Origin of the sequence: Streptomyces sp. NPDC012827 (assembly GCF_042900905.1) — a bacterium.
In the GTDB taxonomy this organism is placed as follows: domain Bacteria; phylum Actinomycetota; class Actinomycetes; order Streptomycetales; family Streptomycetaceae; genus Streptomyces; species Streptomyces gulbargensis.
In genome coordinates, this window is record NZ_JBIBBY010000001.1 from 87403 (window position 1) to 112113 (window position 24711).

At 72.1% G+C, this 24711-nt stretch carries 24 protein-coding genes and 1 riboswitch; of the genes, 6 read left to right on the forward strand and 18 right to left on the reverse strand.

What is annotated here, in order from left to right:
- Positions 1-63: 63 nt before the first annotated feature.
- Complete coding sequence (locus ACFY60_RS00360; protein ID WP_388608036.1) at positions 64-1245, forward strand: serine hydrolase domain-containing protein; 1182 nt, start codon at positions 64-66, stop codon at positions 1243-1245.
- 106 nt (positions 1246-1351) lie between these two features.
- Here the strand turns inward: ACFY60_RS00360 and ACFY60_RS00365 are convergent, their stop codons facing one another.
- Positions 1352-2788 carry a gamma-aminobutyraldehyde dehydrogenase gene (locus ACFY60_RS00365; protein ID WP_388608034.1) on the reverse strand — a complete coding sequence of 479 codons (1437 nt, stop codon included), beginning with the start codon at positions 2786-2788 and terminating at the stop codon, positions 1352-1354.
- Between the two features lie 204 nt (positions 2789-2992).
- Here ACFY60_RS00365 and ACFY60_RS00370 point away from each other — a divergent pair, with 204 nt between their 5' ends.
- The 4 genes from ACFY60_RS00370 to ACFY60_RS00385 all read left to right on the forward strand — a co-directional run bounded on the left by ACFY60_RS00370 (position 2993) and on the right by ACFY60_RS00385 (position 6952).
- Positions 2993-3484, forward strand: coding sequence for an Lrp/AsnC family transcriptional regulator (locus ACFY60_RS00370; protein WP_309053624.1), 492 nt, complete (start codon positions 2993-2995; stop codon positions 3482-3484).
- On the forward strand, positions 3469-4857 hold the full coding sequence (locus tag ACFY60_RS00375) for an aspartate aminotransferase family protein (RefSeq protein ID WP_388608032.1): 1389 nt from the start codon (positions 3469-3471) through the stop codon (positions 4855-4857). The genes ACFY60_RS00370 and ACFY60_RS00375 overlap by 16 nt, the downstream gene beginning before the upstream one ends.
- A gap of 227 nt (positions 4858-5084) precedes the next feature.
- Positions 5085-5816 carry an ABC transporter ATP-binding protein gene (locus ACFY60_RS00380; protein WP_388608030.1) on the forward strand — a complete coding sequence of 244 codons (732 nt, stop codon included), beginning with the start codon at positions 5085-5087 and terminating at the stop codon, positions 5814-5816.
- A complete protein-coding gene (locus tag ACFY60_RS00385; protein WP_388608028.1) occupies positions 5798-6952 on the forward strand; it encodes a hypothetical protein in 1155 nt (384 codons plus the stop codon). Before ACFY60_RS00380 ends, ACFY60_RS00385 begins: the two co-directional genes overlap by 19 nt.
- A 142-nt stretch (positions 6953-7094) precedes the next feature.
- On the opposite strand, the gene ACFY60_RS00390 is transcribed toward ACFY60_RS00385, so the two are convergent.
- From ACFY60_RS00390 to rpsB, 9 genes are all read right to left on the reverse strand, one after another.
- Positions 7095-8132, reverse strand: coding sequence for an ABC transporter ATP-binding protein (locus ACFY60_RS00390; protein WP_388608026.1), 1038 nt, complete (start codon positions 8130-8132; stop codon positions 7095-7097).
- Positions 8132-9745, reverse strand: a complete 1614-nt coding sequence (locus ACFY60_RS00395) for an ABC transporter permease (RefSeq protein WP_388608024.1) — start codon at positions 9743-9745, stop codon at positions 8132-8134. The genes ACFY60_RS00390 and ACFY60_RS00395 overlap by 1 nt, the downstream gene beginning before the upstream one ends.
- Positions 9746-9783: 38 nt before the next feature.
- Positions 9784-10878 (reverse strand): thiamine ABC transporter substrate binding subunit, encoded by a 1095-nt coding sequence (locus tag ACFY60_RS00400; protein ID WP_388608022.1) that lies wholly within the window; start codon positions 10876-10878, stop codon positions 9784-9786.
- 81 nt (positions 10879-10959) lie between these two features.
- A riboswitch (TPP riboswitch) is annotated at positions 10960-11070 on the reverse strand.
- Positions 11071-11099: 29 nt separating this feature from the next.
- Entirely contained in the window at positions 11100-12212 is a 1113-nt protein-coding gene (rlmN, locus tag ACFY60_RS00405) for a 23S rRNA (adenine(2503)-C(2))-methyltransferase RlmN (RefSeq protein ID WP_309052900.1), read from the reverse strand.
- 176 nt (positions 12213-12388) lie between these two features.
- Positions 12389-13492: a phosphatidate cytidylyltransferase gene (locus tag ACFY60_RS00410; RefSeq protein ID WP_388608020.1), complete on the reverse strand. Its 1104-nt coding sequence runs from the start codon at positions 13490-13492 to the stop codon at positions 12389-12391.
- Positions 13492-14049, reverse strand: a complete 558-nt coding sequence (gene frr / locus ACFY60_RS00415; protein WP_026057589.1) for a ribosome recycling factor — start codon at positions 14047-14049, stop codon at positions 13492-13494. Before frr ends, ACFY60_RS00410 begins: the two co-directional genes overlap by 1 nt.
- Before the next feature lie 94 nt (positions 14050-14143).
- Positions 14144-14908 carry a UMP kinase gene (gene pyrH, locus ACFY60_RS00420; protein ID WP_388608018.1) on the reverse strand — a complete coding sequence of 255 codons (765 nt, stop codon included), beginning with the start codon at positions 14906-14908 and terminating at the stop codon, positions 14144-14146.
- A 164-nt stretch (positions 14909-15072) separates the two neighbouring features.
- Positions 15073-15909 carry a translation elongation factor Ts gene (gene tsf, locus ACFY60_RS00425; RefSeq protein WP_388608017.1) on the reverse strand — a complete coding sequence of 279 codons (837 nt, stop codon included), beginning with the start codon at positions 15907-15909 and terminating at the stop codon, positions 15073-15075.
- A gap of 109 nt (positions 15910-16018) precedes the next feature.
- Positions 16019-16927: a 30S ribosomal protein S2 gene (rpsB, locus tag ACFY60_RS00430; protein ID WP_309055913.1), complete on the reverse strand. Its 909-nt coding sequence runs from the start codon at positions 16925-16927 to the stop codon at positions 16019-16021.
- 270 nt (positions 16928-17197) lie between these two features.
- On the opposite strand from rpsB, the gene ACFY60_RS00435 reads away from it, so the two are divergent.
- Complete coding sequence (locus tag ACFY60_RS00435; RefSeq protein WP_388608015.1) at positions 17198-17662, forward strand: peptidoglycan DD-metalloendopeptidase family protein; 465 nt, start codon at positions 17198-17200, stop codon at positions 17660-17662.
- Positions 17663-17852: 190 nt separating this feature from the next.
- On the opposite strand, the gene ACFY60_RS00440 is transcribed toward ACFY60_RS00435, so the two are convergent.
- From ACFY60_RS00440 to lepB, 8 genes are all read right to left on the reverse strand, one after another.
- Positions 17853-18419 carry a TetR/AcrR family transcriptional regulator gene (locus tag ACFY60_RS00440; RefSeq protein ID WP_388608190.1) on the reverse strand — a complete coding sequence of 189 codons (567 nt, stop codon included), beginning with the start codon at positions 18417-18419 and terminating at the stop codon, positions 17853-17855.
- A 54-nt stretch (positions 18420-18473) separates the two neighbouring features.
- A complete protein-coding gene (gene whiG / locus ACFY60_RS00445; protein WP_388608014.1) occupies positions 18474-19310 on the reverse strand; it encodes an RNA polymerase sigma factor WhiG in 837 nt (278 codons plus the stop codon).
- Positions 19311-19549: 239 nt separating this feature from the next.
- Complete coding sequence (dprA, locus tag ACFY60_RS00450) at positions 19550-20914, reverse strand: DNA-processing protein DprA (protein ID WP_388608012.1); 1365 nt, start codon at positions 20912-20914, stop codon at positions 19550-19552.
- Positions 20911-22524 (reverse strand): YifB family Mg chelatase-like AAA ATPase, encoded by a 1614-nt coding sequence (locus tag ACFY60_RS00455; protein ID WP_388608010.1) that lies wholly within the window; start codon positions 22522-22524, stop codon positions 20911-20913. Before ACFY60_RS00455 ends, dprA begins: the two co-directional genes overlap by 4 nt.
- A gap of 1 nt (position 22525) precedes the next feature.
- Positions 22526-22891, reverse strand: coding sequence for a YraN family protein (locus ACFY60_RS00460; RefSeq protein ID WP_388608008.1), 366 nt, complete (start codon positions 22889-22891; stop codon positions 22526-22528).
- Between the two features lie 122 nt (positions 22892-23013).
- Positions 23014-23322: a DUF2469 domain-containing protein gene (locus ACFY60_RS00465; RefSeq protein WP_005311352.1), complete on the reverse strand. Its 309-nt coding sequence runs from the start codon at positions 23320-23322 to the stop codon at positions 23014-23016.
- Positions 23323-23377: 55 nt separating this feature from the next.
- Positions 23378-23902, reverse strand: a complete 525-nt coding sequence (locus ACFY60_RS00470) for an NUDIX hydrolase (RefSeq protein ID WP_388608007.1) — start codon at positions 23900-23902, stop codon at positions 23378-23380.
- Positions 23899-24675 carry a signal peptidase I gene (lepB, locus tag ACFY60_RS00475; protein WP_388608005.1) on the reverse strand — a complete coding sequence of 259 codons (777 nt, stop codon included), beginning with the start codon at positions 24673-24675 and terminating at the stop codon, positions 23899-23901. The genes ACFY60_RS00470 and lepB overlap by 4 nt, the downstream gene beginning before the upstream one ends.
- Positions 24676-24711: the final 36 nt, after the last annotated feature.

Consider the following 24711-nt stretch of genomic DNA (forward strand, 5'->3'; position numbering starts at 1 on the left):
GGCGGCGCCGGTCAGCAGGATGGGAGACGTCCGCAACGACGTTCCTGCACACGGGAGTTCCGCATGGGAAAGACCACCCGCACCCTGCTCGCCGCCGCCCTGCTCCTGGGCGTCGGGGCGCCCTCCGCCGTCGCGGCGGACCCGGCGTGGGCGGCGCCGGGCTCCGGCGCGCCGGCCGTCGCCGCCTCCCCGGTGGCGGGCCCGGACCTGAGCGCGGTGATCGCGGGCCTGCCGCGCGCCGACGCCACGGCCGCGCTCGTCCGGGTCGGCGGCACCCAGGGCTCGTGGCGGGGCGGGGCGGGCGTGCGCGATCTGGAGTCGATGAGCCCGGCGGTGGCGGACGGGCGGTTCCGGATCGGTTCGGTGACGAAGGTCTTCACCGCGGCGACCGTCCTCCGGCTCGCCGAGGAGGGCCGCGTCGATCTCGATCGGCCGGCCCGCTCGTACCTGCCGGAGCTGATCCCCGGCCGCCACGCCACGGTGACGGTGCGTCAACTGCTCGACCACACCCATGGCATCCCGGCCGCCGCCCTCCCCCGCAGGACGGTCGAGGAGGCGTACGCGCACCGCTTCGACCGGTACACGGCCGAGGAGCTGGTCCGCTCGGCGACGGCGCAGCCGCGCGAGTTCCGGCCGGGCACCCGGCAGCACTACCTCAACATCGGCTACACGATCGCCGGCCTGATCGTCGAGCGGGTCACCGGCACCTCCTACGAGCGCCAGCTGGAGCGCCTGGTGCTCCGCCCGCTCGGCCTGCGCGACACCTACGCGCCCGGCGCCTCACCGCTGATCGGGGGGACGTACAACCACGGCTACCAGACGATGCGGCTCGACGACGGTACGACGGGGCTGCGCGACGTGTCGGTGTGGGGCGTGACGGACGGGTGGGCGGCGGGCGACCTCGTCTCGACCACCGCCGACCTGGAGCGTTTCACCCGGGCCCTGTTCGCGGGCCGGGTGGTGCGCGGCCCGCTCCTGGAGGAGATGTTCACCCTGCCGAAGGTGCGGGACCTGAAGTCGGGCGAACCGGCCGCCTACTCCGTGGGCCTGTCGATGAAGCGGCTGGGCGGGCGGGAGGTGTGGGGCAAGACGGGAGGCCGCTGGGGCTTCAACGCGGCCGTCGCCTCGACCCGCGACGGCGCCCGCACCCTGGTGTACGCCGTGAACTCCACCGACGCCAAGGGCGAGGACATGAACCCGACGGCCCTGGGCCTGATGGTCGCCGCCTACGGCCTGCCGGACTAGCACGGGGCCGGCGGCGGACCGGTCGGGGCGGGCGAAGTGCGCGTGAGAACGCCGTCGGGCGGCCGGGACCTGGTCCCGGCCGCCCGTCGGTTCACGCGCGGACCGTTCAGCCCAGGGACGTCATCACGTGCTTGACGCGCGTGTAGTCCTCGAAGCCGTACGCGGAGAGGTCCTTGCCGTAGCCGGACTTCTTGTAGCCGCCGTGGGGCATCTCGGCGACGAGCGGGATGTGGGTGTTGATCCACACGCAGCCGAAGTCGAGGGCCTTGGACATGCGCATCGCGCGCTGGTGGTCCTTGGTCCAGACGGAGGAGGCGAGGGCGTACTCGACGCCGTTGGCGAACTCCAGGGCCTGGGCCTCGTCCGTGAAGGACTGGACCGTGATGACCGGGCCGAAGACCTCGTTCTGGATGATCTCGTCGTCCTGCTTGAGGCCGGAGACGACGGTCGGGGCGTAGAAGTAGCCCTTGTCGCCGACCCGGTGGCCGCCGGCCTCGACCTTGGCGTGCGCCGGGAGGCGGTCGATGAAGCCGGAGACCTGCTTGAGCTGGTTCTCGTTGTTCAGCGGGCCGTACAGCACGTCCTCGTCGTCCGGCTGACCGGTCTTGGTCCCGGCCGCGGCCTTGGCGAGGGCGGAGACGAACTCGTCGTGGATGGACTCGTGGACGAGGACGCGGGTGGCGGCCGTACAGTCCTGGCCGGCGTTGAAGAAGCCGGCCACCGCGATGTCCTCGACGGCCTTCTCGACGTCGGTGTCCTCGAAGACGACGACGGGGGCCTTGCCGCCCAGCTCCAGGTGGACGCGCTTGACGTCCTTGGCGGCCGACTCGGCGACCTGCATGCCGGCGCGGACCGAGCCGGTGATGGAGGCCATCGCCGGGGTCGGGTGCTCGACCATGGCCCGGCCGGTCTCGCGGTCGCCGCAGATCACGTTGAAGACGCCCTTGGGCACGATCTGCCCGATGATCTCGGCCATCAGGACGGTCGACGCGGGGGTCGTGTCCGAGGGCTTGAGGACGACGGTGTTGCCCGCGGCGAGCGCCGGGGCGAACTTCCACACGGCCATCATCATCGGGTAGTTCCACGGCGCGACCTGGGCGCAGACACCCACCGGCTCGCGGCGGATGATCGAGGTCATGCCCTCCATGTACTCGCCGGCGGACTTGCCCTCGAGCATCCGGGCCGCGCCCGCGAAGAAGCGGATCTGGTCCACCATGGGCGGGATCTCCTCGCTCGCGGTGAGAGCGACCGGCTTGCCGGTGTTCTCGACCTCGGCGGCGATGAGGTCCTCGGCCCGCTCCTCGAAGGCGTCGGCGATCTTGAGGAGCACCTTCTGGCGCTCGGCGGGCGTGCTGTCGCGCCAGGCGGGGAAGGCGGCCGCGGCGGCCTCCATGGCGGCGTCGACGTCGGCCTGGCCGGAGAGCGGGGAGGTCGCGTACACCTCACCGGTGGCCGGGTTGATCACGTCGATCGTGCGGCCGTCGGCCGCGTCCCGGAACTCCCCGTTGATGTAGTTGCGCAGCCGGCGCAGCTCGGTGGTCACTTGCCACCCCTCCTGTCACGTTCTGTCGTCGCACGTCCTTGTGCGCGTCCCGATGGGCGAGACACCTCAGGGTAGTCGCTCGGCTGACGCTTTCAACAGCCCCAGGCCCCCTCAACTTCGGATTCAGTGAGATCCACAGCCCTTCGCAACGAATTACATCACTCCCGGCTTGCAAGACTGCCCATCTCGGTGCACAGTGAAGACGTGGCCAGTCGAAGCACAGACCCGAGAACCGGAACCGGTTCGTCCCCGACGATCGATGCCGTCTCCCTGGCGATCATCGAACAGCTCCAACAGGACGGCCGCCGTCCCTACGCCGCGATAGGCAAGGCCGTCGGCCTCTCCGAAGCGGCCGTGCGGCAGCGCGTCCAGAAGCTGCTCGACCAGGGCGTCATGCAGATCGTCGCCGTCACCGACCCGCTCACCGTGGGCTTCCGGCGGCAGGCGATGGTCGGCATCAACGTCGAGGGTGACCTGGATCCGGTCGCGGACGCGCTGACGGCCATGGCCGAATGTGAGTACGTGGTGATGACCGCGGGCTCCTTCGACCTCATGGTGGAGATCGTCTGCGAGGACGACGACCACCTCCTGGAAGTGATCAACCGGCGCATCCGCACTCTCCCCGGCGTGCGCTCCACCGAGAGCTTCGTCTACCTCAAGCTCAAGAAGCAGACCTATATGTGGGGAACCCGATAGCCGTGAGCAACTCCCGCAGCGATCTCTCCAAGTCCGCCTACGACCACCTGTGGATGCACTTCACCCGCATGTCGTCGTACGAGAACAACCCCGTGCCGACCATCGTCCGCGGTGAAGGCACCTACATCTGGGACGACAAGGGCCGCAAGTACCTCGACGGCCTCGCCGGCCTCTTCGTGGTCCAGGCCGGACACGGTCGCGGCGAGCTCGCCCAGGTCGCCGCCAAGCAGGCCCAGGAGCTCGCCTTCTTCCCGGTGTGGTCCTACGCCCACCCGAAGGCCGTCGAGCTGGCCGAGCGCCTCGCGCACGAGGCCCCCGGCGACCTCAACAAGGTCTTCTTCACCACCGGTGGCGGCGAAGCCGTCGAGACCGCGTGGAAGCTCGCCAAGCAGTACTTCAAGCTGGTCGGCAAGCCCACCAAGTACAAGGTCATCTCGCGTGCGGTCGCCTACCACGGCACCCCGCAGGGCGCCCTGTCCATCACGGGCCTCCCCGGCCTGAAGGCCCCCTTCGAGCCGCTGGTCCCCGGCGCGCACAAGGTGCCGAACACCAACATCTACCGCGCGCCGCTGTTCGGCGACGACCCGGAGGCCTTCGGCCGCTGGGCCGCCGACCAGATCGAGCAGCAGATCCTCTTCGAGGGCCCGGACACCGTCGCCGCGGTCTTCCTGGAGCCGGTGCAGAACGCCGGCGGCTGCTTCCCGCCGCCGCCCGGGTACTTCAAGCGCGTCCGCGAGATCTGCGACCAGTACGACGTGCTGCTCGTCTCCGACGAGGTCATCTGCGCCTTCGGCCGCCTCGGCACCACCTTCGCCTGCGACAAGTTCGGCTACGTGCCGGACATGATCACCTGCGCCAAGGGCATGACCTCGGGCTACTCCCCGATCGGCGCGTGCATCATCTCCGACCGCCTGGCCGAGCCGTTCTACAAGGGTGACAACACCTTCCTGCACGGCTACACCTTCGGCGGCCACCCGGTCTCCGCGGCCGTGGGCATCGCCAACCTCGACCTGTTCGAGAAGGAGAAGCTCAACCAGCACGTGCTCGACAACGAGGGCAACTTCCTGTCGACGCTGCAGAAGCTGCACGACCTGCCGATCGTCGGCGACGTCCGCGGCAACGGCTTCTTCTACGGCATCGAGCTCGTGAAGGACAAGGCCACCAAGGAGTCCTTCAACGACGAGGAGACCGAGCGCGTCCTCTACGGCTTCCTCTCCAAGGCCCTCTTCGACAACGGCCTGTACTGCCGTGCCGACGACCGTGGCGACCCGGTCATCCAGCTGGCTCCGCCGCTGATCTCGGACCAGTCCACGTTCGACGAGATCGAGGGGATCCTGCGCGCCACCCTCACCGAGGCCTGGACCAAGCTGTAACGGTTCACCGCCCCGAAGCCTCACGCCGCCCTCACGGCGTGACCCCGGCCCGGGTCTGCCGCCATCCGAGTGGATGGCGGCGGCCCGGGCCGCGTGCTGTCCGGACATGCCGACCCGACTCCTTACGGTGCCGAGTGACCCACTGGCCCGTCCCCTCGTTCCCCCGTACGGCGGAACACGGGGGAAACGGGGGACGACGCATCAGATCCGACATCGAGGTGAACGCGATGGTGGCCCCACCGGACAACGACGTGCTCTGGGCGCGTTCCCTGCACTGCGCCCTGGACGGCTCCGACGCCCTCAGCGGCGTCTCCCTCGGCGTCCGCGAGGGCGAGATCCTCGCCCTGACCGGCCCGCGCGGCAGCGGCAAGACCACCCTCCTGCGCTGCCTCTCCGGCCAGCTCGTCCCCCAGCGGGGCGAGGTCTGGTTCAACAGCTCCCCCGTGCACACCCTCGGCCGCGCCCAGCGCGAACGGCTCCGCCGCGACCGTTTCGGCTGGATCGGCCCCGAGCCCGGTCTCGTCCCCGAACTCACCGGCTGGGAGAACGCCGCCCTCCCCCTGCTCCTGGGCGGGGTGTCCCACCGCGCCGCGCGGACCGCCGCCGGCGAGTGGCTCGACCGGCTCGACATCGGCGACACCGCCCGGACCCGCCCCCACGCCCTCACCCGGTCGCAGCGCCAGCGGATCGCGCTCGCCCGCGCCCTCGTCACCACCCCGTCCGTCCTCTTCGCCGACGAGCCGACCGCCGCCCTGCACCAGGCCGACGGCGCCCTGGTGCTGCGCACCCTCACGGCCGCCGCCCGCTCGCACGGCATCACCGTCGTCCTCGCCACCCACGACGACGAGATCGCGGCCCTCGCCGACCGCACGGTCGCCCTGCTCGACGGACGCCGGACCGGCGCCGTACCCCCGTCGTCCGGTGCGGAGGGCGTCACGGCGTGCTCGCTCTCCGTCTAGTCCGCGGCACCCACCCCGTCGTCCAGCTGCGGCGCCTCCTCGTCGCCGCCGCGACCGCCGGGGTCGGCTTCCTGCTGCTGTGCACACTCGGGTACGCCGTCGGCCACCCCGACCGGTCCTCCGCCTCCGCGCTGCGGCTGCTGTGGTGCGCGCTGCCGCTGGCGGCCACCGTCCAGTTCGCCGTCGCGGTCGCCCGCACCGACCCGAGCGTCCGGCCCCGGCCCGGCCTCTCGGCCGTCGGGCTCGGCCCGGCCCGGCTCACCGCCGTCGCCGCGGCCTCCACCGCGGTCGCCTGCACGCTCGGCTCGGCGGTCGCCCTCCTTCTCTACCTGCACCTGCGCGGCGACCTCAGCGGCCTGCCCTTCGACGGGGCGGCGGCCGGACTCCTCGCCGCCGACCGGCCCGTCCCCGTCGCCGCCGCCCTCACCCTGCTCGCGCTCCCGCCCGCCGTCGCCGCCACGGCGGCCGGCCTGGCGCTCCGGCCCGGCCGCACCGACGCCCCCGCCGCCCGGGGCGCCGAACGGACCCTGCCCTCCGGGCTGCCGTGGGGCGTGGCACTGGTCTCGGTCGGCCTCGCCGTCGAGACGTACGCCGCCCGGGGCGGCGGCGGGAGCGGCCTGCCCCTGCCGGGCCGCTTCGACGGCAGCCCCACCGGGGTCCTCGCCGGCTGGGTCCTGACCGCGCTCGGCCTCGCGACGGCCGGACCGGGCATCGCCCACGGCTGCGGACGCCTCCTCCAGGCGGTCCGGCCGGGCGCCGTACGGCTCCTCGCCGGCCGGGTCCTCATGGGCGAGGCGCCACGCATCGGCCGCCCTCTCGGCGTGGTCGGCGCGGTCCTCTCCGGCCTGATCGCGGCGGCCACGGTGTACGCCTCGGGCCCAGGCACCGACGTGTTCGGGCCGCTCACCGGCCTGGGCGCCCTCCTGATCGTCGTCTGCACCACGGCGACGCTGCTCACCGCGGCCCTGGAGTCCCGCCAGTACCGCGCCCGCACCACCGAAGCGCTGCTGCGGCTCGGCGCACCGCCCACCGTCCTGCGCACGGCCGCCCTGATGCGGGCCGGTGTCCTCCTCGCGGTGTTCCTCCCGGTCACCTGGCTGGTCGGCACGCTGGCGGCGCTGCCCCTGACCGGCTGACAGCGGGGCCCCGTCGCCACGGGCCGCCCGTCGGGGGCCCATGGCGACGCCCCCACCCCCGTCCCGCCGCCCGGTCACCCGCGCGAGATCCACACCCCGGACGAGTTCGACGCCGCACTCGCCCGGCGCCCGCCCCGCCCGGTCAGGCCCCGCCGTCGGCGGGCTCGTCCAGGACCACCACGTCCTCCGCCCGGAAGGTCACACGGATCTCGGCGCCCTCGTCGGGCACGTCGCCCAGCGGGAACTCCGCCTCCAGAGGGGGCCCCTCGGCCGGGTGGAGCACGACGGACACGTGATGGCCGCGGAAGGTACGGGCGGCTACCCGGCAGGGCAGGCCCTCCCCCCGGCCGGCGACCCGCACGCCCGCCGGGCGGATCAGGAGGCTGCGGGCGCCCTGCGGCGAGCCGGCCGGGACCGGGACGCGACCCCACACGGTGCTCGCCTCCGTGCCGGACACCGCCGCGGGCACCACGTTGTCGAAGCCGAGGAAACGGGCCACGAACGCGGAGGCGGGCCGCTGCCACACCTCCACCGGCGCCCCCGACTGCGCGATCCGGCCCTCCCGCATGACCACGACCCGGTCGGCCAGCGCGAACGCCTCCCCCTGGTCATGGGTGACGGCCAGCACCGTCGTCCCCAGCCGCCCGAAGAGCTGCCGCAGCTCGACCACGAGCCGCTCCCGCAGCCCCCGGTCCAGCTGCCCGAGCGGCTCGTCCAGCATGAGGAGCCGGGGCCGGGGGGCCAGCGCCCGGGCCAGCGCCACCCGCTGCTGCTCGCCACCGGACAGGGAGGCGACCGCCCGCCGCTGCGCGCCCGGCAGCCCCACCAGGTCGAGCAGCTCCGCCACCCGCCCCTCCCGCTCGGCCCGGTCCACCCCCCGCATCCGCAGGCCGAACTCCACGTTCCCCGCCACGTCCCGCTGCGGGAACAGCTGGTGGTCCTGGAACATGAGCCCCACACCCCGCCGGTGCGGCGGCACGCCCGCCTGGTCGGCACCGCCCAGCAGCACCCGCCCCGCGTCCGGGTCCCGCAGCCCCGCCACCGCCCGCAGCAGCGTCGACTTGCCGCTGCCGCTGGGGCCCAGCACACAGACGATCTCGTGCTCGCCGACCACCAGGTCCACGCCGTCGAGCACGGCCCGCGCCCCGTACCGTACGGTCGCGCCGTCGAGTGTCAGCATCAGAACTCCCCGGTGGTCCGGTCGGTCCGCAGCCGTTCGAGCAGCAGCAGGGACACCGCGCACACCACCATCAGAATCGTCGACAGGGCCATCGCCTGCCCGTAGTTGAGCTCACCGGGCCGGCCCAGCAGCCGTGCCACCGCCACCGGCAGCGTCGGACTGTCCGGCCGGGCGATGAACACCGTCGCGCCGAACTCGCCCAGCGAGACGGCGAAGGCGAACCCGGACGCGACGAGCAGCGCCCGCCGCACCATCGGCAGGTCCACCTCCCGCCAGGCGCGCCACGGCGAGGCGCCGAGCACGGCCGCCGCCTCCCGCAGCCGCTCGTCCACCGCCCGCAGCACCGGCAGCATCGTCCGCACCACGAACGGCACCCCGACCAGGGCCTGCGCGAGCGGCACCAGGATCCAGCTGGCCCGCAGGTCGAACGGCGGCTCGTCGAGCGTGATGAGGAAGCCGAAACCGACGGTCACCGCCGACACCCCGAGCGGCAGCATCAGCAGCGCGTCGAAGCCGCGCACGAGACGCCCCGCCCGCCGGGTCAGCGCCGCCGCCGCGAGCCCGCCGATCAGCACCGCGATGCCGGTCGCCGCCACCGCGTACCGCAGCGAGTTCCCGATCGCCTCCAGCGGCGGCACCAGGAAGGTGCCGGTCGCGTCGAGCGAACCGAGCGCCCGGTAGTAACGCAGCCCGTACCCGTCGGGCCCGGCGAAGGACCGCTCCACGAGCACGCCCAGCGGCAGCAGGATCAGCAGCGCCACCGTCAGCAGCACCACGGCCAGCAGTGTCCACTGCCCGGCGCCGCGCGGCCGGCGGGCGGTCCGCTCCGCCGCCACCAGCCGCAGCGCGGTCTCCCGCCGGCGGACCGTCCAGGCGTGCACACCGAGGATCACGCCGACCGCCACGAACTGCGTCAGCGTCAGCACGGCGGCCGTCGGCAGGTCCAGCAGCCGGGCCGTCTGCCGGTAGATCTCCGCCTCCAGCGTCGTGTACGCGTCCCCGCCGAGGATCTGCACGACACCGAAGGAGGTGAAGGTGAACAGGAACACCATCAGCGCGGCCGCCGACACGGCCGGCACCAGCGCCGGCAGCGTCACCGTCCGCCAGGCCGTGAAGCGGGAGGCGCCGAGGACCCGGGCCGCCTCCTCCTGGCGCGGGTCGAGCTGGGCCCAGAGCCCGCCGACGGTCCGGACGACCACCGCGTAGTTGAAGAAGACATGGGCGAGGAGGATGGCCCACACACCGGTGTCGAGCCGCACCCCCCACAGCGTGTCCGTCAGCCCGCCCCGGCCGGCGACCGCGAGGAACGCCGTGCCGACGAGCACCGTCGGCAGCACGAAGGGCACCGTGACGACCGCCCGCAGCACGTTCTTGCCGGGGAAGTCGAAGCGGGCGAAGACGTACGCCCCCGGCAGCGCGAGCAGCAGCGTCAGCCCGGTGGAGGCCGCCGCCTGCCCCACGGTGAAACCGAGCACGTCCAGGATCTCCGGCCGGCTCAGCGTCTCGCCGATCCGGCCGAACCGCCACGTCCCGTCGGGCCGCAGCCCCCGGTCCACGATCGAGACGACCGGCCAGGCGAAGAAGACCGCGAAGAACGCGACCGGCAGGGCCATCAGGCCCAGCCGCGCCGCGCTCCCCCCGCGACCGCGCGTCACTTCAGGACGAGCGAGGACCACTGCCGGATCCACCCGTCACGCTTCTCGGCGATCTTCTCCGGCGCCATCGTCTCCGGCCGCTCGACCACCACGCCGTGCCGCGTGAACAGCTCCGGCAGGCTCGCGTCCTTCGCCACCGGGTTGACGAACATCTGCAGCGGCATGTCGTCCTGGAACTTCTTGGAGATCAGGAAGTCGATCAGCTTCTTGCCGCCCTCGGGGTTCTTCGCCCCGTTCAGCAGCCCCGCGAACTCGATCTGCCGGAAGCAGGTGCCGGTCGACACCCCCGTGGGGGCCTCCTTCGGCCGCGGCTCGCCGTAGAGGACCTCCACGGGCGGGCTGGAGGCGTACGAGACGACGAGCGGCCGATCGCCCTTGGCCTGCTTGCCGCCGGCCGAGCCGGAGAACTCCTGGTTGTAGGCGAGCTCCCAGCTGTCGACGGTCTTGACCCCGTTGGCCTTCAGCTTCTTCCAGTAGTCCTGCCAGCCCTCGTCGCCGTACGCGGCGACCGTGCCGAGCAGGAAACCGAGGCCCGGGGAGGACCGCTCCGGGTTCTCCACCACCAGCAGGTCCTTGTACTGCGGCTTCGCCAGGTCGTCGAAGGTCCGCGGCGGCGCCAGCTTCTTGTCCGCGAAGAACTTCTTGTCGTAGTTGACGCAGATGTCGCCGGAGTCGACGGGCGTGACCCGGTGCTCCTCGTCCGGCCGGTACGCGGCGGGCACCCGGTCCAGGCCCTTCGCCTCGTACGGCACGAAGATCCCGTTGTCGAGGGCGCGGGACAGCAGGGTGTTGTCGACGCCGAAGAAGACGTCACCCTGCGGCGAGCCCTTGGTGAGGATCTCCTTGTTCACGGCCTCGCCCGCGTCACCGGCCTTGAGGATCTTGACCGTGTAACCGGTCTCCTCGGTGAACGCGGCCAGCACCTCCTTGGAGGCGTTGAACGAGTCGTGGCTCACGAGCGTCACGGTCTTCGGCGCCGGCCCACCGCTCTTGCCCGCCGCGTCGCGGACGTCCTCGGTGGAGCAGGCGGCGAGACTCGTGACGCCCAGCGCCGCGACCAGCGCGACGGCGGCGTACTTCTTGGTGCTCACTGGATTCCTCCTGGGGGTGACCAGGAAGAGACGCGGCCCTGCCCGCGACCGGCGGACCGGACGCGGGCAGGGCGCAACAGCTCGAGTTAACGACCGAACTTCCTACCCAGAATGACCTGGGCGAGGTTCAGAGGGTCTGCGGTCTGACGGTCACCGCACTCTCAGCGCTGTGGCGCTCCCCTGTCGGAATATGCAGATGTGTTCGAGCACAGCGTACAAGGTCAGCGCTCGGACGCCGCGAGCTGTCCACAGGCGCCGTCGATCTCCTGGCCGCGGGTGTCCCGGACGGTCACCGGAACGCCGTGGGCGGCGATCGCCTCGACGAACGCCTTCTCGTCCTCGGGCCGGGACGCCGTCCACTTGGAGCCCGGGGTCGGGTTCAGCGGGATCAGGTTGACGTGCACCCTCTTGCCCTTCAGCAGCCGGCCCAGCAGGTCACCCCGCCACGCCTGGTCGTTGATGTCCCGGATGAGGGCGTACTCGATGGAGATCCGGCGCCCGGACTTCTCCGCGTACTCCCATGCCGCGTCGAGGACCTCCCGCACCTTCCACCGCGTGTTCACCGGTACGAGCGTGTCGCGCAGCTCGTCGTCCGGCGCGTGCAGCGAGACCGCCAGACGGCACTTGAAGCCCTCGTCGGCGAACCGCAGCATCGCCGGCACCAGGCCGACCGTGGACACGGTGATCCCGCGCTGCGACAGACCGAGGCCGTCCGGCTCCGGGTCGGTGAGCCGGCGGATCGCGCCGACGACCCGCTTGTAGTTCGCGAGCGGCTCGCCCATCCCCATGAACACGATGTTCGACAGCCGCGCCGGCCCGCCGGGGACCTCCCCGTCGCGCAGCGCCCGCATCCCGTCCACGATCTGGTGCACGATCTCCGCGGTCGACAGGTTCCGGTCGAGACCGGCCTGCCCGGTGGCGCAGAACGGACAGTTCATGCCGCAGCCGGCCTGGGAGGAGATGCACATCGTCACCCGGTCCGGGTAGCGCATGAGCACCGACTCCACGAGCGTGCCGTCGTGCAGCCGCCACAGCGTCTTACGGGTGGTGTCGTCGTCGCACGACACGTGCCGCACCACCGACATCAGGTCCGGCAGCAGCTCGGCCGCCAGCTTCTCCCGCGACGCGGCCGGGATGTCGGTCCACGCCGCGGGGTCGTGCGCGTACCGGGCGAAGTAGTGCGTCGACAGCTGCTTGGCACGGAACGGCTTCTCGCCGATCGCCGCGACCGCCTCCTTCCGCTCGGCGGGCGACAGGTCGGCGAGGTGCCGCGGCGGCTGCTTGGCTCCGCGCGGGGCGACGAAAGTGAGTTCTCCGGGAAGCGGACGGGCCACGTCGGGCGTCTCCTCAAAACGACGAGGTCCGCCCCCGCGGCGGCGGGTGGCACGGCGAGCACGGCGGCACGGCGCCGGAGCCGGGAGACCTCTGGATCACCCCCCGCAGCGGCGGGGGACTACGAAGGGCCCGCGACGCCACGCGCCACGAGCCCTTCCAGAGTACCCGCTGTCCGTCAACCCGTTCCGACGAACAGTCCGAGCAGCAGCCACACCACCGGTGCCGTCGGCAGCAGCGAGTCCAGCCGGTCCATGATCCCGCCGTGCCCCGGCAGCAGCGTGCCCATGTCCTTGATGCCGAGGTCCCGCTTGATCATCGACTCGCCGAGGTCACCGAGCGTCGCGCTCGCCGCCACCGCCAGGCCCAGCAGCAGCCCCTGCCACCAGGTGCCGCCGTCGATCAGGAACTCCATGCACAGCGCGCCCGCCGCCATCGCGAACGTCACCGCGCCGGCCAGCCCCTCACGGGTCTTGCCGGGGCTGATCCGCGGGGCCAGTTTGCGCTTGCCGAACCGCCAGCCGATCGCGTACGCCCCCGTGTCGCTGACGACCGTCAGCAGCAGGAACGTCAGCACCCGCCACGGCCCGTCGTCAGCCGTGAGCAGCAGCGCCACGAACGTCGCCAGGAACGGCACGTAGAACGCGGCGAAGACACCGGCCGTGACGTCCTTCAGATAGCCCTCGGGGGGCTCCGTCATCCGCCACACCAGCACCGCGAGGGCGGTCAGGGCCATCGCGACCCACGCGCCTTCCGGCCCGCGCACGAAACCGGCGACGACCATCGCCGCGCCGCCGACGGCGAGCGGCACCAGCGGCGCCTTGATCTCCTTGCGCTCCTGGAGACGGGAGGTGAGCTCCCAGAGCCCGACCACCACGGCGATCGCTATGACGCCGACGAACGCCGGCGGCCAGAAGAACAGCGAGGCGATGACGACGGCGCCGAGACCGACTCCGACCCCTATGGCCGCGCCCAGGTCCCGCCCCGCGCTCTTCTTCTGCCGCGGCTCCCCGGAGGGGGACGACGGAGGGGGGGTGGGGCTGGACATGGGCTCCTGCGGGTGCTCGTGCGGTCCCCCGTCACGGAACAGGGGACCGCCCGTGTGGGCGGCCCCCCGGCCGTGACCGTCCTGGAATCCGCCGGCGGGAACGTCGGGCACGATGGGCATGGGGCGAGTCTGCGACGCCTCCTGCCGATCGTGGGCGGGACCCGCCGGGGCAGGCCCCTGGTCGGGTCCGCCGAAGCCGGCACCGGCCGGCGACCCCCAGGAAGAGTCGTTCATCAGACCTCGAGCAGCTCGGCTTCCTTGTGCTTGAGCAGCTCGTCCACCTGCGCGACGTACTTCGCGGTGGTGTCGTCGAGCTCCTTCTCGGCGCGGCGGCCCTCGTCCTCGCCGACCTCGCCGTCCTTCACGAGCTTGTCGATGGTCTCCTTGGCCTTGCGGCGGACCGAGCGGATCGAGATCTTCGAGTCCTCGGCCTTGCCCTTGGCGACCTTGATGTACTCGCGGCGGCGCTCCTCGGTCAGCTCGGGGAACACCACCCGGATGATGTTGCCGTCGTTGCTCGGGTTGACGCCGAGGTCCGAGTCCCGGATCGCCTGCTCGATGTTGCGCAGCGCGCTCTTGTCGAACGGGGTCACCACGGCCATGCGCGGCTCCGGGACGGAGAACGACGCCAGCTGGTTGATGGGCGTGATGGCGCCGTAGTAGTCCGCCACGATCTTGTTGAACATCGCCGGGTGCGCACGGCCGGTGCGGATCGCGGCGAAGTCCTCCTTGGCGACCACGACGGCCTTCTCCATCTTCTCCTCGGCCTCGAGGAGGGTCTCTTCGATCACCAGTTGCTCCTGCGTGTCGTCGCGTTGTGTCCTGCACGGTGTACGACCGGCAGGGCTGTCGTCCAGCCCCTGGCGGGGCGGTTCCCGGTTCGGGTCAGGCCCGGGTGCCCTGGTCGCTCACGAGCGTGCCGATCTTCTCACCCTTCACCGCGCGCGCGATATTGCCCTCGGTGAGCAGTTCGAAGACGAGGATCGGGAGATTGTTGTCCCGGCACAGGGTGATGGCGGTGGCGTCGGCGACCTTCAGGTCGCGCGAGAGCACCTCGCCGTACTCCAGCGCGTCGAACTTGACCGCGTCGGGGTTGGTCTTGGGGTCGGAGTCGTAGACGCCGTCCACGCCGTTCTTGCCCATGAGCAGGGCCTCGGCGTCGATCTCCAGGGCACGCTGGGCGGCCGTGGTGTCCGTGGAGAAGTACGGCATGCCCATACCGGCGCCGAAGATGACGACGCGCCCCTTCTCCAGGTGGCGCACGGCGCGCAGCGGGATGTACGGCTCGGCGACCTGCCCCATGGTGATGGCGGTCTGGACGCGCGAGTCGATGCCCTCCTTCTCCAGGAAGTCCTGGAGGGCGAGGCAGTTCATCACGGTGCCGAGCATGCCCATGTAGTCGGACCGGGCCCGGTCCATGCCGCGCTGCTGGAGTTCGGCGCCGCGGAAGAAGTTTCCGCCGCCGATCACGATCGCGATCTCCGCGCCGTCGCGGACGACTGCCGCGATCTCGCGCGCGATGGCGTGCACGACGTCGGGGTCGACGCCCAGGCCGGTACCGCCGGAGAAGGCCTCCCCGGACAGCTTCAGCATGTAGCGGCCGGCCTTTTTGCCGTTGTTGTCGTCGCCCTGTACGGCGCCCTGATTCATGGAGATCTCCTCGTGCACATACGAAGAAGGCCATTGCCTGGGGTCCTCGTGGGTGTCCCGTGCGGCAATGGCCTCCTCGTCAGATCTGCGGTCGTCCTGCGCGGGCGCGGACGACTGCTTCAGACCCTACCGGGGTCCGGTGTCCGTCGCGTATGCGAACGGACTCAGATGCCGACCTTGATGCGCGAGAAGCGCTTCAGGGTGACACCGGCCTCGTCCAGGATCTGCTGGACGGTCTTCTTGTTGTCCAGGGCGTACGGCTGGCCGAGCAGCGTCGCGTCCTTGAAGAAGCCGTTGAGGCGACCCTCGACGATCTTGGGGAGCGCGGCCTCGGGCTTGCCCTCGGCGCGGGTGGTCTCCTCGGCGACGCGGCGCTCGGTCTCGACGACCTCGGCCGGGACGTCCTCCTTGGAGAGGTACTTCGGGGCGAACGCGGCGATGTGCTGGGCGACACCCTTGGCGACCGCGGCGTCCTCCTTGTCCAGCTCCACCAGGACACCGATCTGCGGCGGCAGGTCGGGCATGGTGCGGTGCATGTACGCGGAGACGTAACCGTCGGCGTACTGCGCGAAGCGGTCCAGGACGATCTTCTCGCCGAGGTTGGCGTTGGCCTCGTCCACGAACGCCTGGACGGTCTTGCCGGACTCGATCTCCGAGGCCAGCAGGGCGTCGATGTCGGCCGGGGAGGTCTTGGCGACGTGCTCGGCGAGCGCGTTGGCGACGGCCAGGAACTTCTCGCCCTTGGCGACGAAGTCCGTCTCGCACTTCAGCTCGACCAGGACACCGGAGGTGTTGTCGTCGGCGATGAGGGAGACCACGGCGCCGTTCTCGGCGGAGCGGCCCTCACGCTTGGCGACACCCTTCTGGCCCTTGATGCGCAGGGCCTCGACGGCCTTGTCGACGTCGCCGTCGGCCTCGTCCAGGGCCTTCTTGCAGTCCATCATGCCGGCGCCGGTGAGCTCGCGGAGCTTCTTGACGTCAGCGGCGGTGTAGTTCGCCATGAGTCTGTTTCTCTCTCGAAGTCTGAAAGATCGGGCGGGTCCACGGGTGGACGGCGGAGGCTTCGTGGGCCTCCGCCGTCCACCCGAAGGTCCTCAGGGACCTGAAGGGTCAGGCCTGCTCGGCGTCCGCGGCCGGAGCCTCGGTGGCCTCGGCCTCCGCGGCCGGAGCCTCGGCAGCCGGAGCCTCGGCGGCGGCCTCGGCCTCGGCCGGCTTCTCGGCGGCGGCCTCGTCGGCCTTCTTGTCGCCCTCGAGCAGGTCGCGCTCCCACTCGGCGAGCGGCTCGCCCGCGGCCTTCTCGCCCGGCTTCGAGTCGCCGGTCGCGGCGCCGGAGCGGGCGATGAGGCCCTCGGCGACGGCGTCGGCGATCACGCGGGTGAGCAGGGTGACGGAGCGGATCGCGTCGTCGTTGCCCGGGATCTTGTAGTCGACCTCGTCGGGGTCGCAGTTGGTGTCGAGGATCGCGACGACCGGGATGTGGAGCTTGCGCGCCTCACCGACGGCGATGTGCTCCTTCTTGGTGTCGACGATCCAGACGGCGCTCGGCACCTTCTGCATCTCGCGGATACCACCGAGGGTCTTCTCCAGCTTGGCCTTCTCGCGGGAGAGGACCAGGAGCTCCTTCTTGGTGAGGCCCGACGCGGCCACGTCCTCGAAGTCGATCTGCTCGAGCTCCTTGAGGCGCTGCAGACGCTTGTAGACGGTCGAGAAGTTGGTGAGCATGCCGCCCAGCCAGCGCTGGTTCACGTACGGCATGCCGACGCGGGTCGCCTGCTCGGCGATGGCCTCCTGGGCCTGCTTCTTCGTACCGACGAACATGATGGAGCCGCCGTGCGCGACGGTCTCCTTGACGAACTCGTAGGCGCGGTCGATGTACGACAGCGACTGGAGCAGGTCGATGATGTAGATGCCGTTGCGCTCGGTGAAGATGAAACGCTTCATCTTCGGGTTCCAGCGACGGGTCTGGTGACCGAAGTGGACGCCGCTCTCCAGCAGCTCCCGCATCGTGACGACGGCCATGGCCGTATCTCCTTGGGTTTCTCGGTTATGTCCTGACGCCCCGGCGCGCCATGCCCACGAGGGACCGAAAGGCGCTGCCACCCGTCGAGGAGACCGATGGCGGGGCGTGCGAAGTCGACCCGGTGACCCGGATCGCCATAGGAAGTGTACGGGACCCCGGGAGCCCTGGGTGACCCACGGTCGGGTGATGCCGTTGTCCACAGCCGCACGGTTGTCCACAGAACCGCCGCTCCCCCACCACCACCCACCCCTGCCGGGCAGCCTGACCCCATGAGCGCACTGACGATCCTCGCCCTCACGGCAGCCCTGACCTGGCCCGTGACCCCCGCACCACCCGACGTCGTCCGCGGCTGGCAGCCCCCGCCGGGCCCCTACGCCGCCGGCCACCGCGGCGTCGATCTCGCCGCCCCACCGGGCACACCGGTCCTCGCCCCCACCGCCGGCACGGTCACCTTCGCCGGCCCCGTCGGCGGCCGCGGCGTCCTCACCCTCACCCTCCCCGGCACGGGCACACCCCCGCTCCGCACCACCTTCTCCCCCGTCACCCCCCTCGTTCCCACCGGCACCACCGTCCCCGCCGGCACCCCCCTCGCCCACGTCACCCCCGGCGACCACTGCCCCACCACCTGCCTCCACTGGGGCCTCCTCCGCGGCCCCACCTACCTCAACCCCCTCCTCCTCACCCCCCGGACACCGTCACGCCTGCTCCCGATCCCCCCGCACCCACGGAGGTGACACACGCACACGAACAGCGAGGGGGGCGGGGTGGGGCGGGGGGGGAGGGGGGAGGGGGGAGCCCCCCGGGGGAAGGGGAACGGGGCAGGCGGGCAGCAAGGAGGACTGGCCGGATCCGGTCGGGCCGGCCCGACCCGGGCGCGGGCGCAGGGTCGGGCCCGGGCGCGGCCCGGGCGCGGACGCGGTTCGGTCAGGCGTCGGGGCCGGTGGCGCCGTGGAGGGCCATGGAGACCGCGGCTTCGGTGATGTCGGCGGGGTGCTCGGCCGCGCCGAGTTCGATGCGGCGGACGGCGGCGTCGACGACGCCCTGGAGCAGCATGGCGCCGAGGCGGGGCCGGGGGTGGCCGAGGGCGGCGAGGGCTTCGACGATCATGGCGACGAGTCCGCCGTGTGCGGCGCGGATCTTCTCGCGGGCGCCGTCGTCGAGTTCGCTGGCGGAGATGGCGACGACGGCCCGGTGCCGGCGGTCGCCGACGAGTTCGAGCTGCTTGCGGACGTACGCCTCGATCTTGTCGTCGGGGGACTCGGCGTGGGCCATGGCGGCTTCGACCTCGGCGGCCCAGAGGGGGAAGTCGACGGCGCACAGTTCTTCGACCACGGCGGCGCGCGAGCGGAAGTACTCGTACACGGACGAGCGGGCGAGGCCCGTGCGCTCGGCGAGGGCGGGGAAGGTCAGCGCCTCCGTACCGCCCTCGGACAGCAGGGAACGCGCGGCGTCCAGCAGGGCGCCGCGCTGCATCGTCCGGTGCTCGGCCACCGAGGCCGCTCGAATCCTGGGCACGGATCCACTCTACGGCGGAGGCCGCGCGGGTCACCGTCCGACGTCGGCCAGCTTGGCGCGGAGCTGCAGGACGGATTTGGTGTGGATCTGGCTGACGCGGCTCTCGGTGACGCCGAGGACGTGGCCGATCTCGGCGAGGGTGAGGCCTTCGTAGTAGTAGAGCGTGACGACGGTCTTCTCCCGCTCGGGGAGGGTGTTGATGGCGCGGGCGAGGAGGCGTCGCAGTTCGCGGTCCTCGGCCACCTCGACGGGGTTGTCGGCGGCGGTGTCCTCCAGGGTGTCCATGAGGGAGAGGCGGTCGCCGCCTTCGCCGCCGACATGGAGCAGTTCTTCCAGGGCGACGACGTTGGCCAGTGACAACTGGCTGAAAACCGCATGCAGTTCTTCGAGGGGGATGCCGAGTTCGTCGGCGACCTCGCTCTCGGAGGGCGTGCGCCGGAGCTGGGCTTCGAGGGTGGCGTAGGCGCGTTCGACGTTGCGTGCCTTCTGGCGTACGGAGCGGGGGATCCAGTCGAGGGCGCGGAGTTCGTCGATCATGGCGCCGCGGATGCGCGTGATGGCGTACGTCTCGAATTTGATGGCCCGCTCGACGTCGAACTTCTCGATGGCGTCGATGAGGCCGAAGACGCCGGAGGAGACGAAGTCGGCCTGTTCCACATTGGACGGCAGCCCCACGCTGACGCGTCCCGCGACGTACTTGACGAGGGGTGAGTAGTGCAGGATCAGCTGCTCCCGCAGGCGCTCGTCGCCGGTGTCCTTGTAGGAGCGCCAGAGTTCGTCGAGTGAGGTCGGTGCGGGGGGTCGCACGGTGCCCCGGGCTGCTGGGGGCCCCGCAGCGCGGTCAGACCCGGAGGTGTGCTGGGGCATGCGTTGCCTTGAGCCGTTCTGCTGTCGGGTGCGTCGGTCTGGGTGTCCTGTGGGGAATGCTGGTGAGCGTAGCGTGACTGGGCTGTCGCGGTGAGCGAACGCCGGGCGATGGCGCCGGTCCGGGTGGACGCTGTCGGTCAGACCTTCGAACGGGGGCCGTGGTGCGGGCCGGCCCCTCGGGTGAGGCCGAGAGAACTCGATTGCTCATCGGCCTCACCTTTTCACCCGAATGCTCCAGGTCAAGGACCGCCTCGCCGCGCGTTCGACCGTTGGGGGTCGGTGTTCGTCAACGTCCATCCGTCCCCTTTCCGTTCGACGTGGCCGAGGGAGTGGAGTTCGTACAGCTTGGCGAGGGTCTCGTCGGGGGTGGTGCCGGCTCGACGGGCGATGACGCTGGTGGGGGTGGGGCCGTGGGCGGGGAGGGCTTCGAGGATGTGGGCGGTGGCGGGGGCGAGGAGGTCGCGCGGGAGGACGGGGCCGCGTCGTGCGGGGGCGAGTTCTCCGATGGCGCCGACGAGTTCGATGATCTCGTCGGCGTCGGTGACGAGGGTGGCGTCGGCGCGGAGGAGTTCGTGGACGCCGGCGGAGAGGGCGCTGGTGACAGGGCCGGGTACGCCCATGGTGTGGCGGCCGAGGCGGGTGGCGGCGCGGGCGGTGACGAGGGAGCCGCTGCGGTGTTGGGCCTCGACGACGACGGTGCCGCGGGTGAGGGCGGCGATGAGGCGGTTGCGGAGGATGAAGCGGCTGGGGGTGGGGTGGCTGTCGGGGGGTAGTTCGCCGAGGACGAGGCCTTGTTCTGCGATGCGTTGGATGAGGCGGGCGTGGCCTCGGGGGTAGGGGGTGTCGACGCCGCAGGCGAGGACGGCGACGGTGGCTCCGCCGGCGGCGAGGGCGCCGCGGTGGGCGGCGCCGTCGATGCCGTAGGCGGCTCCGGAGACGACGACCCAGCCGTGGCGGGCGAGGCCGGTGGCGAGGTCGGCGGCGGTGTGGGCGCCGTACGGGGTGCAGGCGCGTGCTCCGACGAGGGCGACGGAGCGCAGGGCCCAGGTGCGGAGGTCGGCGGGGCCTCGGGCCCAGAGGCCGAGGGGGCGGGTGTCGCCGAGGTCGTCGAGCTGGCGGGGCCATTCGGTGTCACCGGGGACGAGGAAGCGGCCGCCGAGTCGGTGGATGGTGTCGAGGTCCCGCCCGGGGTGGGCGTCGTGGGCGCGGCGGCGCCAGCTCTGGACGCGGGTGGCGCCGGTGCCGGGGAAGGGGTCGGTGCCGGTGGCGGGGTCCTGGCGGAGGAGGTGGAGGAAGTGGGCGGCTCCGTAGGTGCGGACCCATCGGCCGGCGTGTTCGTCGCCGGGTTCGACGATGCGGGTGAGGGCGGCGCGGGCGAGCCGTTCGTCGGTGTGCGGGGCGGTCTCCGGGTGGTCGGGGTCGCCGCTGGGGTGCGGGGGACCGGGGTTCGTGGCTCCCGTCGGGTCCTTGGGCAGGTGCGTGCGGTCGGGATGGGCCGAGGGGTCGGGTCGCTCGCCCGGCTCGGGCCCGGGTGCGGAGGTCGTGCGGTTCGCGGGCTGCGCCGGGTGCTCAGGTGGTTCCGGGGGCGCGGGCTGCTGGTTCATCGGTTCTCCCCCGTGGTGGTGGGGACGCCGCGGGCGATGCCGGTGCGCAGTTCGAGGGCGAGGGCGATGTCGCGGCTGTCGGGCCGGTCGCGGCCGGCGAGGTCGGCGGCGGTCCAGGCGACGCGCAGGACGCGGTCGAGGCCGCGGGCGGTCAGGAGGCCGCGGTCGATGTCGCGTTCGGCGGCGGCGAGGGCTCCGGGTGCGGTGAGGTGGCGGGTGCGGAGTTCGTGGCCGGGGATCTCGCTGTTGACGGTCCAGGGGGTGTCGGCGAGGCGGGCGGCGGCGCGGGCGCGGGCTTCGCGGACGCGGTCGGCGACGGTGGCGCTGGTCTCTCCCCGGCTTCCTTGTCCGAGGAGGTCGCAGCGGGTGACGGGTTCCACTTCGACGCGGAGGTCGACGCGGTCGAGGAGGGGTCCGGAGAGGCGGCCTTGGTAGCGGCGGACGAGGGCGGGTGGGCATTCGCAGCCGGCGCCGTGGAGGGTGTGGCGGCCGCAGGGGCAGGGGTTGGCGGCGAGGGCGAGGAGGAAGCGGGCGGGGAGGCGGACGACGCCGGCGGCGCGGGCGATGACGACGTGTCCGGATTCGAGGGGTTGGCGGAGGGCGTCGAGGTTTTTCGCGGAGAATTCTGGTGCTTCGTCCAGAAAAAGGATGCCTTTGTGTGCGAGGGAGACGGCGCCTGGGCGGGGGATGCCGTTTCCGCCGCCGACGAGGGACTGCATGGTGGCGGAGTGGTGGGGTGCGCAGTAGGGGGCGCGGCGGACGAGGGGCTCGCCGGGCGGGAGGATGCCGGCGACGGAGTGGACGGCGGTGACTTCGAGGGATTCCTGGCGGGTGAGGGGCGGGAGGATGCCGGGGAGTCGTTCGGCGAGCATGGTCTTTCCCGCGCCGGGTGGTCCGGAGAGCAGGAGGTGGTGGCCGCCGGCGGCGGCGATCTCGAGGGCGCGGCGTGCGCCGTGCTGTCCGGCGACGTCGGCGAGGTCGGGGCCTTCGGTGGGGCTGGCGGAGAGGCCGGTGCCGATGCCCGTGCCGGGGAGGAGGAGTCCGGCGAGCATGGCGTCGGGGCGTCCTTCCTCGGTGGCGGGTTCTTCTGGGACGGGTTCGTCGGTGAGGACGGCGATGAGCTGGCGGAGGCTGCGGACGCCGAGGACGGAGACGCCGGGGACGAGGGAGGCTTCGCCCGCGGTCTGTTCGGGGACGACGACCTGCCGGTATCCGGCGTCGGCGGCGGCGAGGACGGCGGGCAGGACGCCGCGGACGGGCCGGACGCGGCCGTCGAGACCGAGTTCGCCGATGAGGACGAGGTCGGCGATGGTGCGGGGGTCGACGCGTTCGGCTGCGGCGAGGACGGCCGCGGCGATGGCGAGGTCGAAGCCGGCGCCGCTCTTGGGGACGGAGGCGGGGCTGAGGCCGACGGTGAGTTTCTTCTGGGGCCATTCGGCGCCGGCGTTGACGACGGCGGCGCGGACGCGGTCGCGGCTTTCGCTGAGGCTCTTGTCGGGGAGGCCGACGAGGGTGAAGGCGGCGACGCCGGGTTCGAGGTCGGCCTGGACCTCGACGACGACGCCTTCGACGCCGACGAGGGCGACGGAGCAGGTGCGGGCGAATCCCATGTCAGGCCACCCCCCGGGCGTGGGTGAGGACGGGGGCGCCGCGGCGGGGCAGGACGATGCCGACGAGGTCGATGCGGATGCCGCCGGTGGGGGCGGGGGTGCCGTGGCGGTCGAGCCAGCAGTGGGCCAGGCTGCGGAGCCGGGCGGCTTTGCGGGGGGTGACGGCGGCCATGGGGTGTTCGTAGCCGCCGTGGCGGCGGGTCTTGACCTCGCAGATGACGAGGGTGTCGCCGTCGCGGGCGACGATGTCGATCTCTCCGGTCCGTCCGCAGCGCCAGTTGCGGGCGAGGATGTGCAGGCCGGTCGCGGTGAGCCGGCGGGTCGCCAGTTCTTCTCCGTACCGTCCGAGGGCTTGGGTCGCGTTCATGCGGTACCACCTCCGTCACCGACTGTGACGGAGGGCGGCGGGGCGCGTGCGGGGCTGTGGACGGGGGCGGGGCTGTGGATATCCGGCTCACTCGTGGGGGTGAGCCGGGCGGGGGCGGGGTGTCAGCTGCCGGGCAGTTCGAGGTCGCTCTTGTTGAGTTCCTCGATGTTCACGTCCTTGAAGGTGAGGACGCGGACCTGCTTGACGAACCTGGCAGGCCGGTACATGTCCCAGACCCAGGCGTCGGCCATGCTGACCTCGAAGAAGACCTCACCCTGAACCGAGTGGACCTGCATCTCGTAGTCGTTGGTGAGGTAGAAGCGCCGCTCGGTCTCGATCACGTATTTGAACAGACCGACGACATCGCGGTACTCCCGGTAGAGCTTCAGCTCCATCTCGGTCTCGTACTTCTCGAGGTCCTCGGCGCTCATGGCATGTTCCCCTTCAGCCGTGCGTCCCCCTATTGTGCGCCAGTCGTACGCGCCCCTAGACGATTTCCGGGGCGAGGACCACGGGGGCACTCGGAGGTCCCTCGTCGAGCAGCGTGCGAAGCAGCTCGGCGAGCCTGGTCGGGTACACCGTCTCACGGGCCGCCGACAGTTCTGCGCAGGTCCACCATCTCAGGCCGGCGACACTGCGGGTCTCCAGCTCGGTGAGGCCCTGGGGTCCTGGTGCCTCTCCCCTGCCGGGGGTGCGGGCGAGGTAGTACCACTCGTCCTGGTCCCAGCGGCGGCCGGCGAAGGGGAAGGAGCAGTACCGCTGCCAGAGGACGGGGCCGAGGCGGACGTCGGTGATGCCGGTTTCCTCGGCGAGTTCGCGCAGGGCGGCCTGTTCGCGGGTCTCGTCGTCCTCCAGGCCGCCGCCGGGGGTGAACCACCAGGTGTCGCCGGGGTCGTCCGGTTCGTGTCCGTGCAGGAGGAGGACCCGGTCGTCGGCGTCGAGGAGGATCACCCGGGCGACGCGCCGTACCGCCGGGCTCTCCGCCGTACCGCCCCCGGCTGTGCCGCTCATGCCTCCACCTTCTCGCGGGTACCGTTTCCCGCGCCCGCCGCCCGCCGGCGGTTCCTGGCCCGGAGGCGGCCGGCGACCGGCCCGTACGCGGCCCCGGCGAGGATCAGCACCGCACCGCCCACGATGGCGGCGAGGATCGCCCCGAGGGGCCCGGGCCGGGAGACGCCGCCGGGAAGGGCGGCGAAGCCCGCGGGGCGCTCCAGACGGTCGGCGCCGGGCCAGACGACGGCGTCGACCCGGGCGACGACGGCGGAGCGGGGCACCGAGCCCTGCCCGGCGTCCTCGAGGTGGCTGCGGGAGTCGAGGGAGGTGTGGCGCTCGTCGCCGAGGAGGAAGAGGTTCCCGGCCGGCACGGTGGCGGAGAAGTCCTCCCGCGAGCCGACGATGCGGCCGTTCAGGCCGGGCCGGAGGTAGGGCTCGTCGACCGGGGTCCCGTTGACGGTGAGGCGCCCTGCCGGGTCGCAGCAGGCGACGGTGTCGCCGCCGACGCCGACGACCCGCTTGACCATGGGGGCGGGGCCCCAGAGCGGGTCGGTGAAGACGACGACGTCCCCGCGTCGTACGTCCCGGCCGTCGACGCGCTCGGCGAGGACGCGCGCGTTGCGTTCGATGGTCGGCTTCATGGAGTCGCTGGGGACGGTGTACGGGCGATAGAGCAGGGCGCCGGCGACGAAGCCGCCGACGAACAGCAGACAGCCGACGGCCACGACCAGCCCCGACAGCACGCTGCCGAGGCGGCCGTGGCCGCCCTGCGTCCGTAGTTTTCCGCTCATGCGCACCCCAGAGGTCGGTCGACGGTCCGGGACGGC

Coding starts and splice junctions, on each gene's coding strand:
- rpsB (WP_309055913.1), bottom strand. CDS start 16,927: ATGGCCGTCGTCACGATGCGGGAGCTGCTGGAGAGCGGCGTCCACTTC.
- ACFY60_RS00435 (WP_388608015.1), top strand. CDS start 17,198: ATGAGCGCACTGACGATCCTCGCCCTCACGGCAGCCCTGACCTGGCCC.
- ACFY60_RS00380 (WP_388608030.1), top strand. CDS start 5,085: ATGGTGGCCCCACCGGACAACGACGTGCTCTGGGCGCGTTCCCTGCAC.
- tsf (WP_388608017.1), bottom strand. CDS start 15,909: ATGGCGAACTACACCGCCGCTGACGTCAAGAAGCTCCGCGAGCTCACC.
- dprA (WP_388608012.1), bottom strand. CDS start 20,914: ATGAACCAGCAGCCCGCGCCCCCGGAACCACCTGAGCACCCGGCGCAG.
- ACFY60_RS00460 (WP_388608008.1), bottom strand. CDS start 22,891: ATGAACGCGACCCAAGCCCTCGGACGGTACGGAGAAGAACTGGCGACC.
- ACFY60_RS00455 (WP_388608010.1), bottom strand. CDS start 22,524: ATGGGATTCGCCCGCACCTGCTCCGTCGCCCTCGTCGGCGTCGAAGGC.
- pyrH (WP_388608018.1), bottom strand. CDS start 14,908: ATGAATCAGGGCGCCGTACAGGGCGACGACAACAACGGCAAAAAGGCC.
- lepB (WP_388608005.1), bottom strand. CDS start 24,675: ATGAGCGGAAAACTACGGACGCAGGGCGGCCACGGCCGCCTCGGCAGC.
- ACFY60_RS00410 (WP_388608020.1), bottom strand. CDS start 13,492: ATGAACGACTCTTCCTGGGGGTCGCCGGCCGGTGCCGGCTTCGGCGGA.
- ACFY60_RS00395 (WP_388608024.1), bottom strand. CDS start 9,745: ATGGCCCTGCCGGTCGCGTTCTTCGCGGTCTTCTTCGCCTGGCCGGTC.
- ACFY60_RS00470 (WP_388608007.1), bottom strand. CDS start 23,902: ATGAGCGGCACAGCCGGGGGCGGTACGGCGGAGAGCCCGGCGGTACGG.
- ACFY60_RS00465 (WP_005311352.1), bottom strand. CDS start 23,322: ATGAGCGCCGAGGACCTCGAGAAGTACGAGACCGAGATGGAGCTGAAG.
- whiG (WP_388608014.1), bottom strand. CDS start 19,310: ATGCCCCAGCACACCTCCGGGTCTGACCGCGCTGCGGGGCCCCCAGCA.
- ACFY60_RS00390 (WP_388608026.1), bottom strand. CDS start 8,132: ATGCTGACACTCGACGGCGCGACCGTACGGTACGGGGCGCGGGCCGTG.
- ACFY60_RS00360 (WP_388608036.1), top strand. CDS start 64: ATGGGAAAGACCACCCGCACCCTGCTCGCCGCCGCCCTGCTCCTGGGC.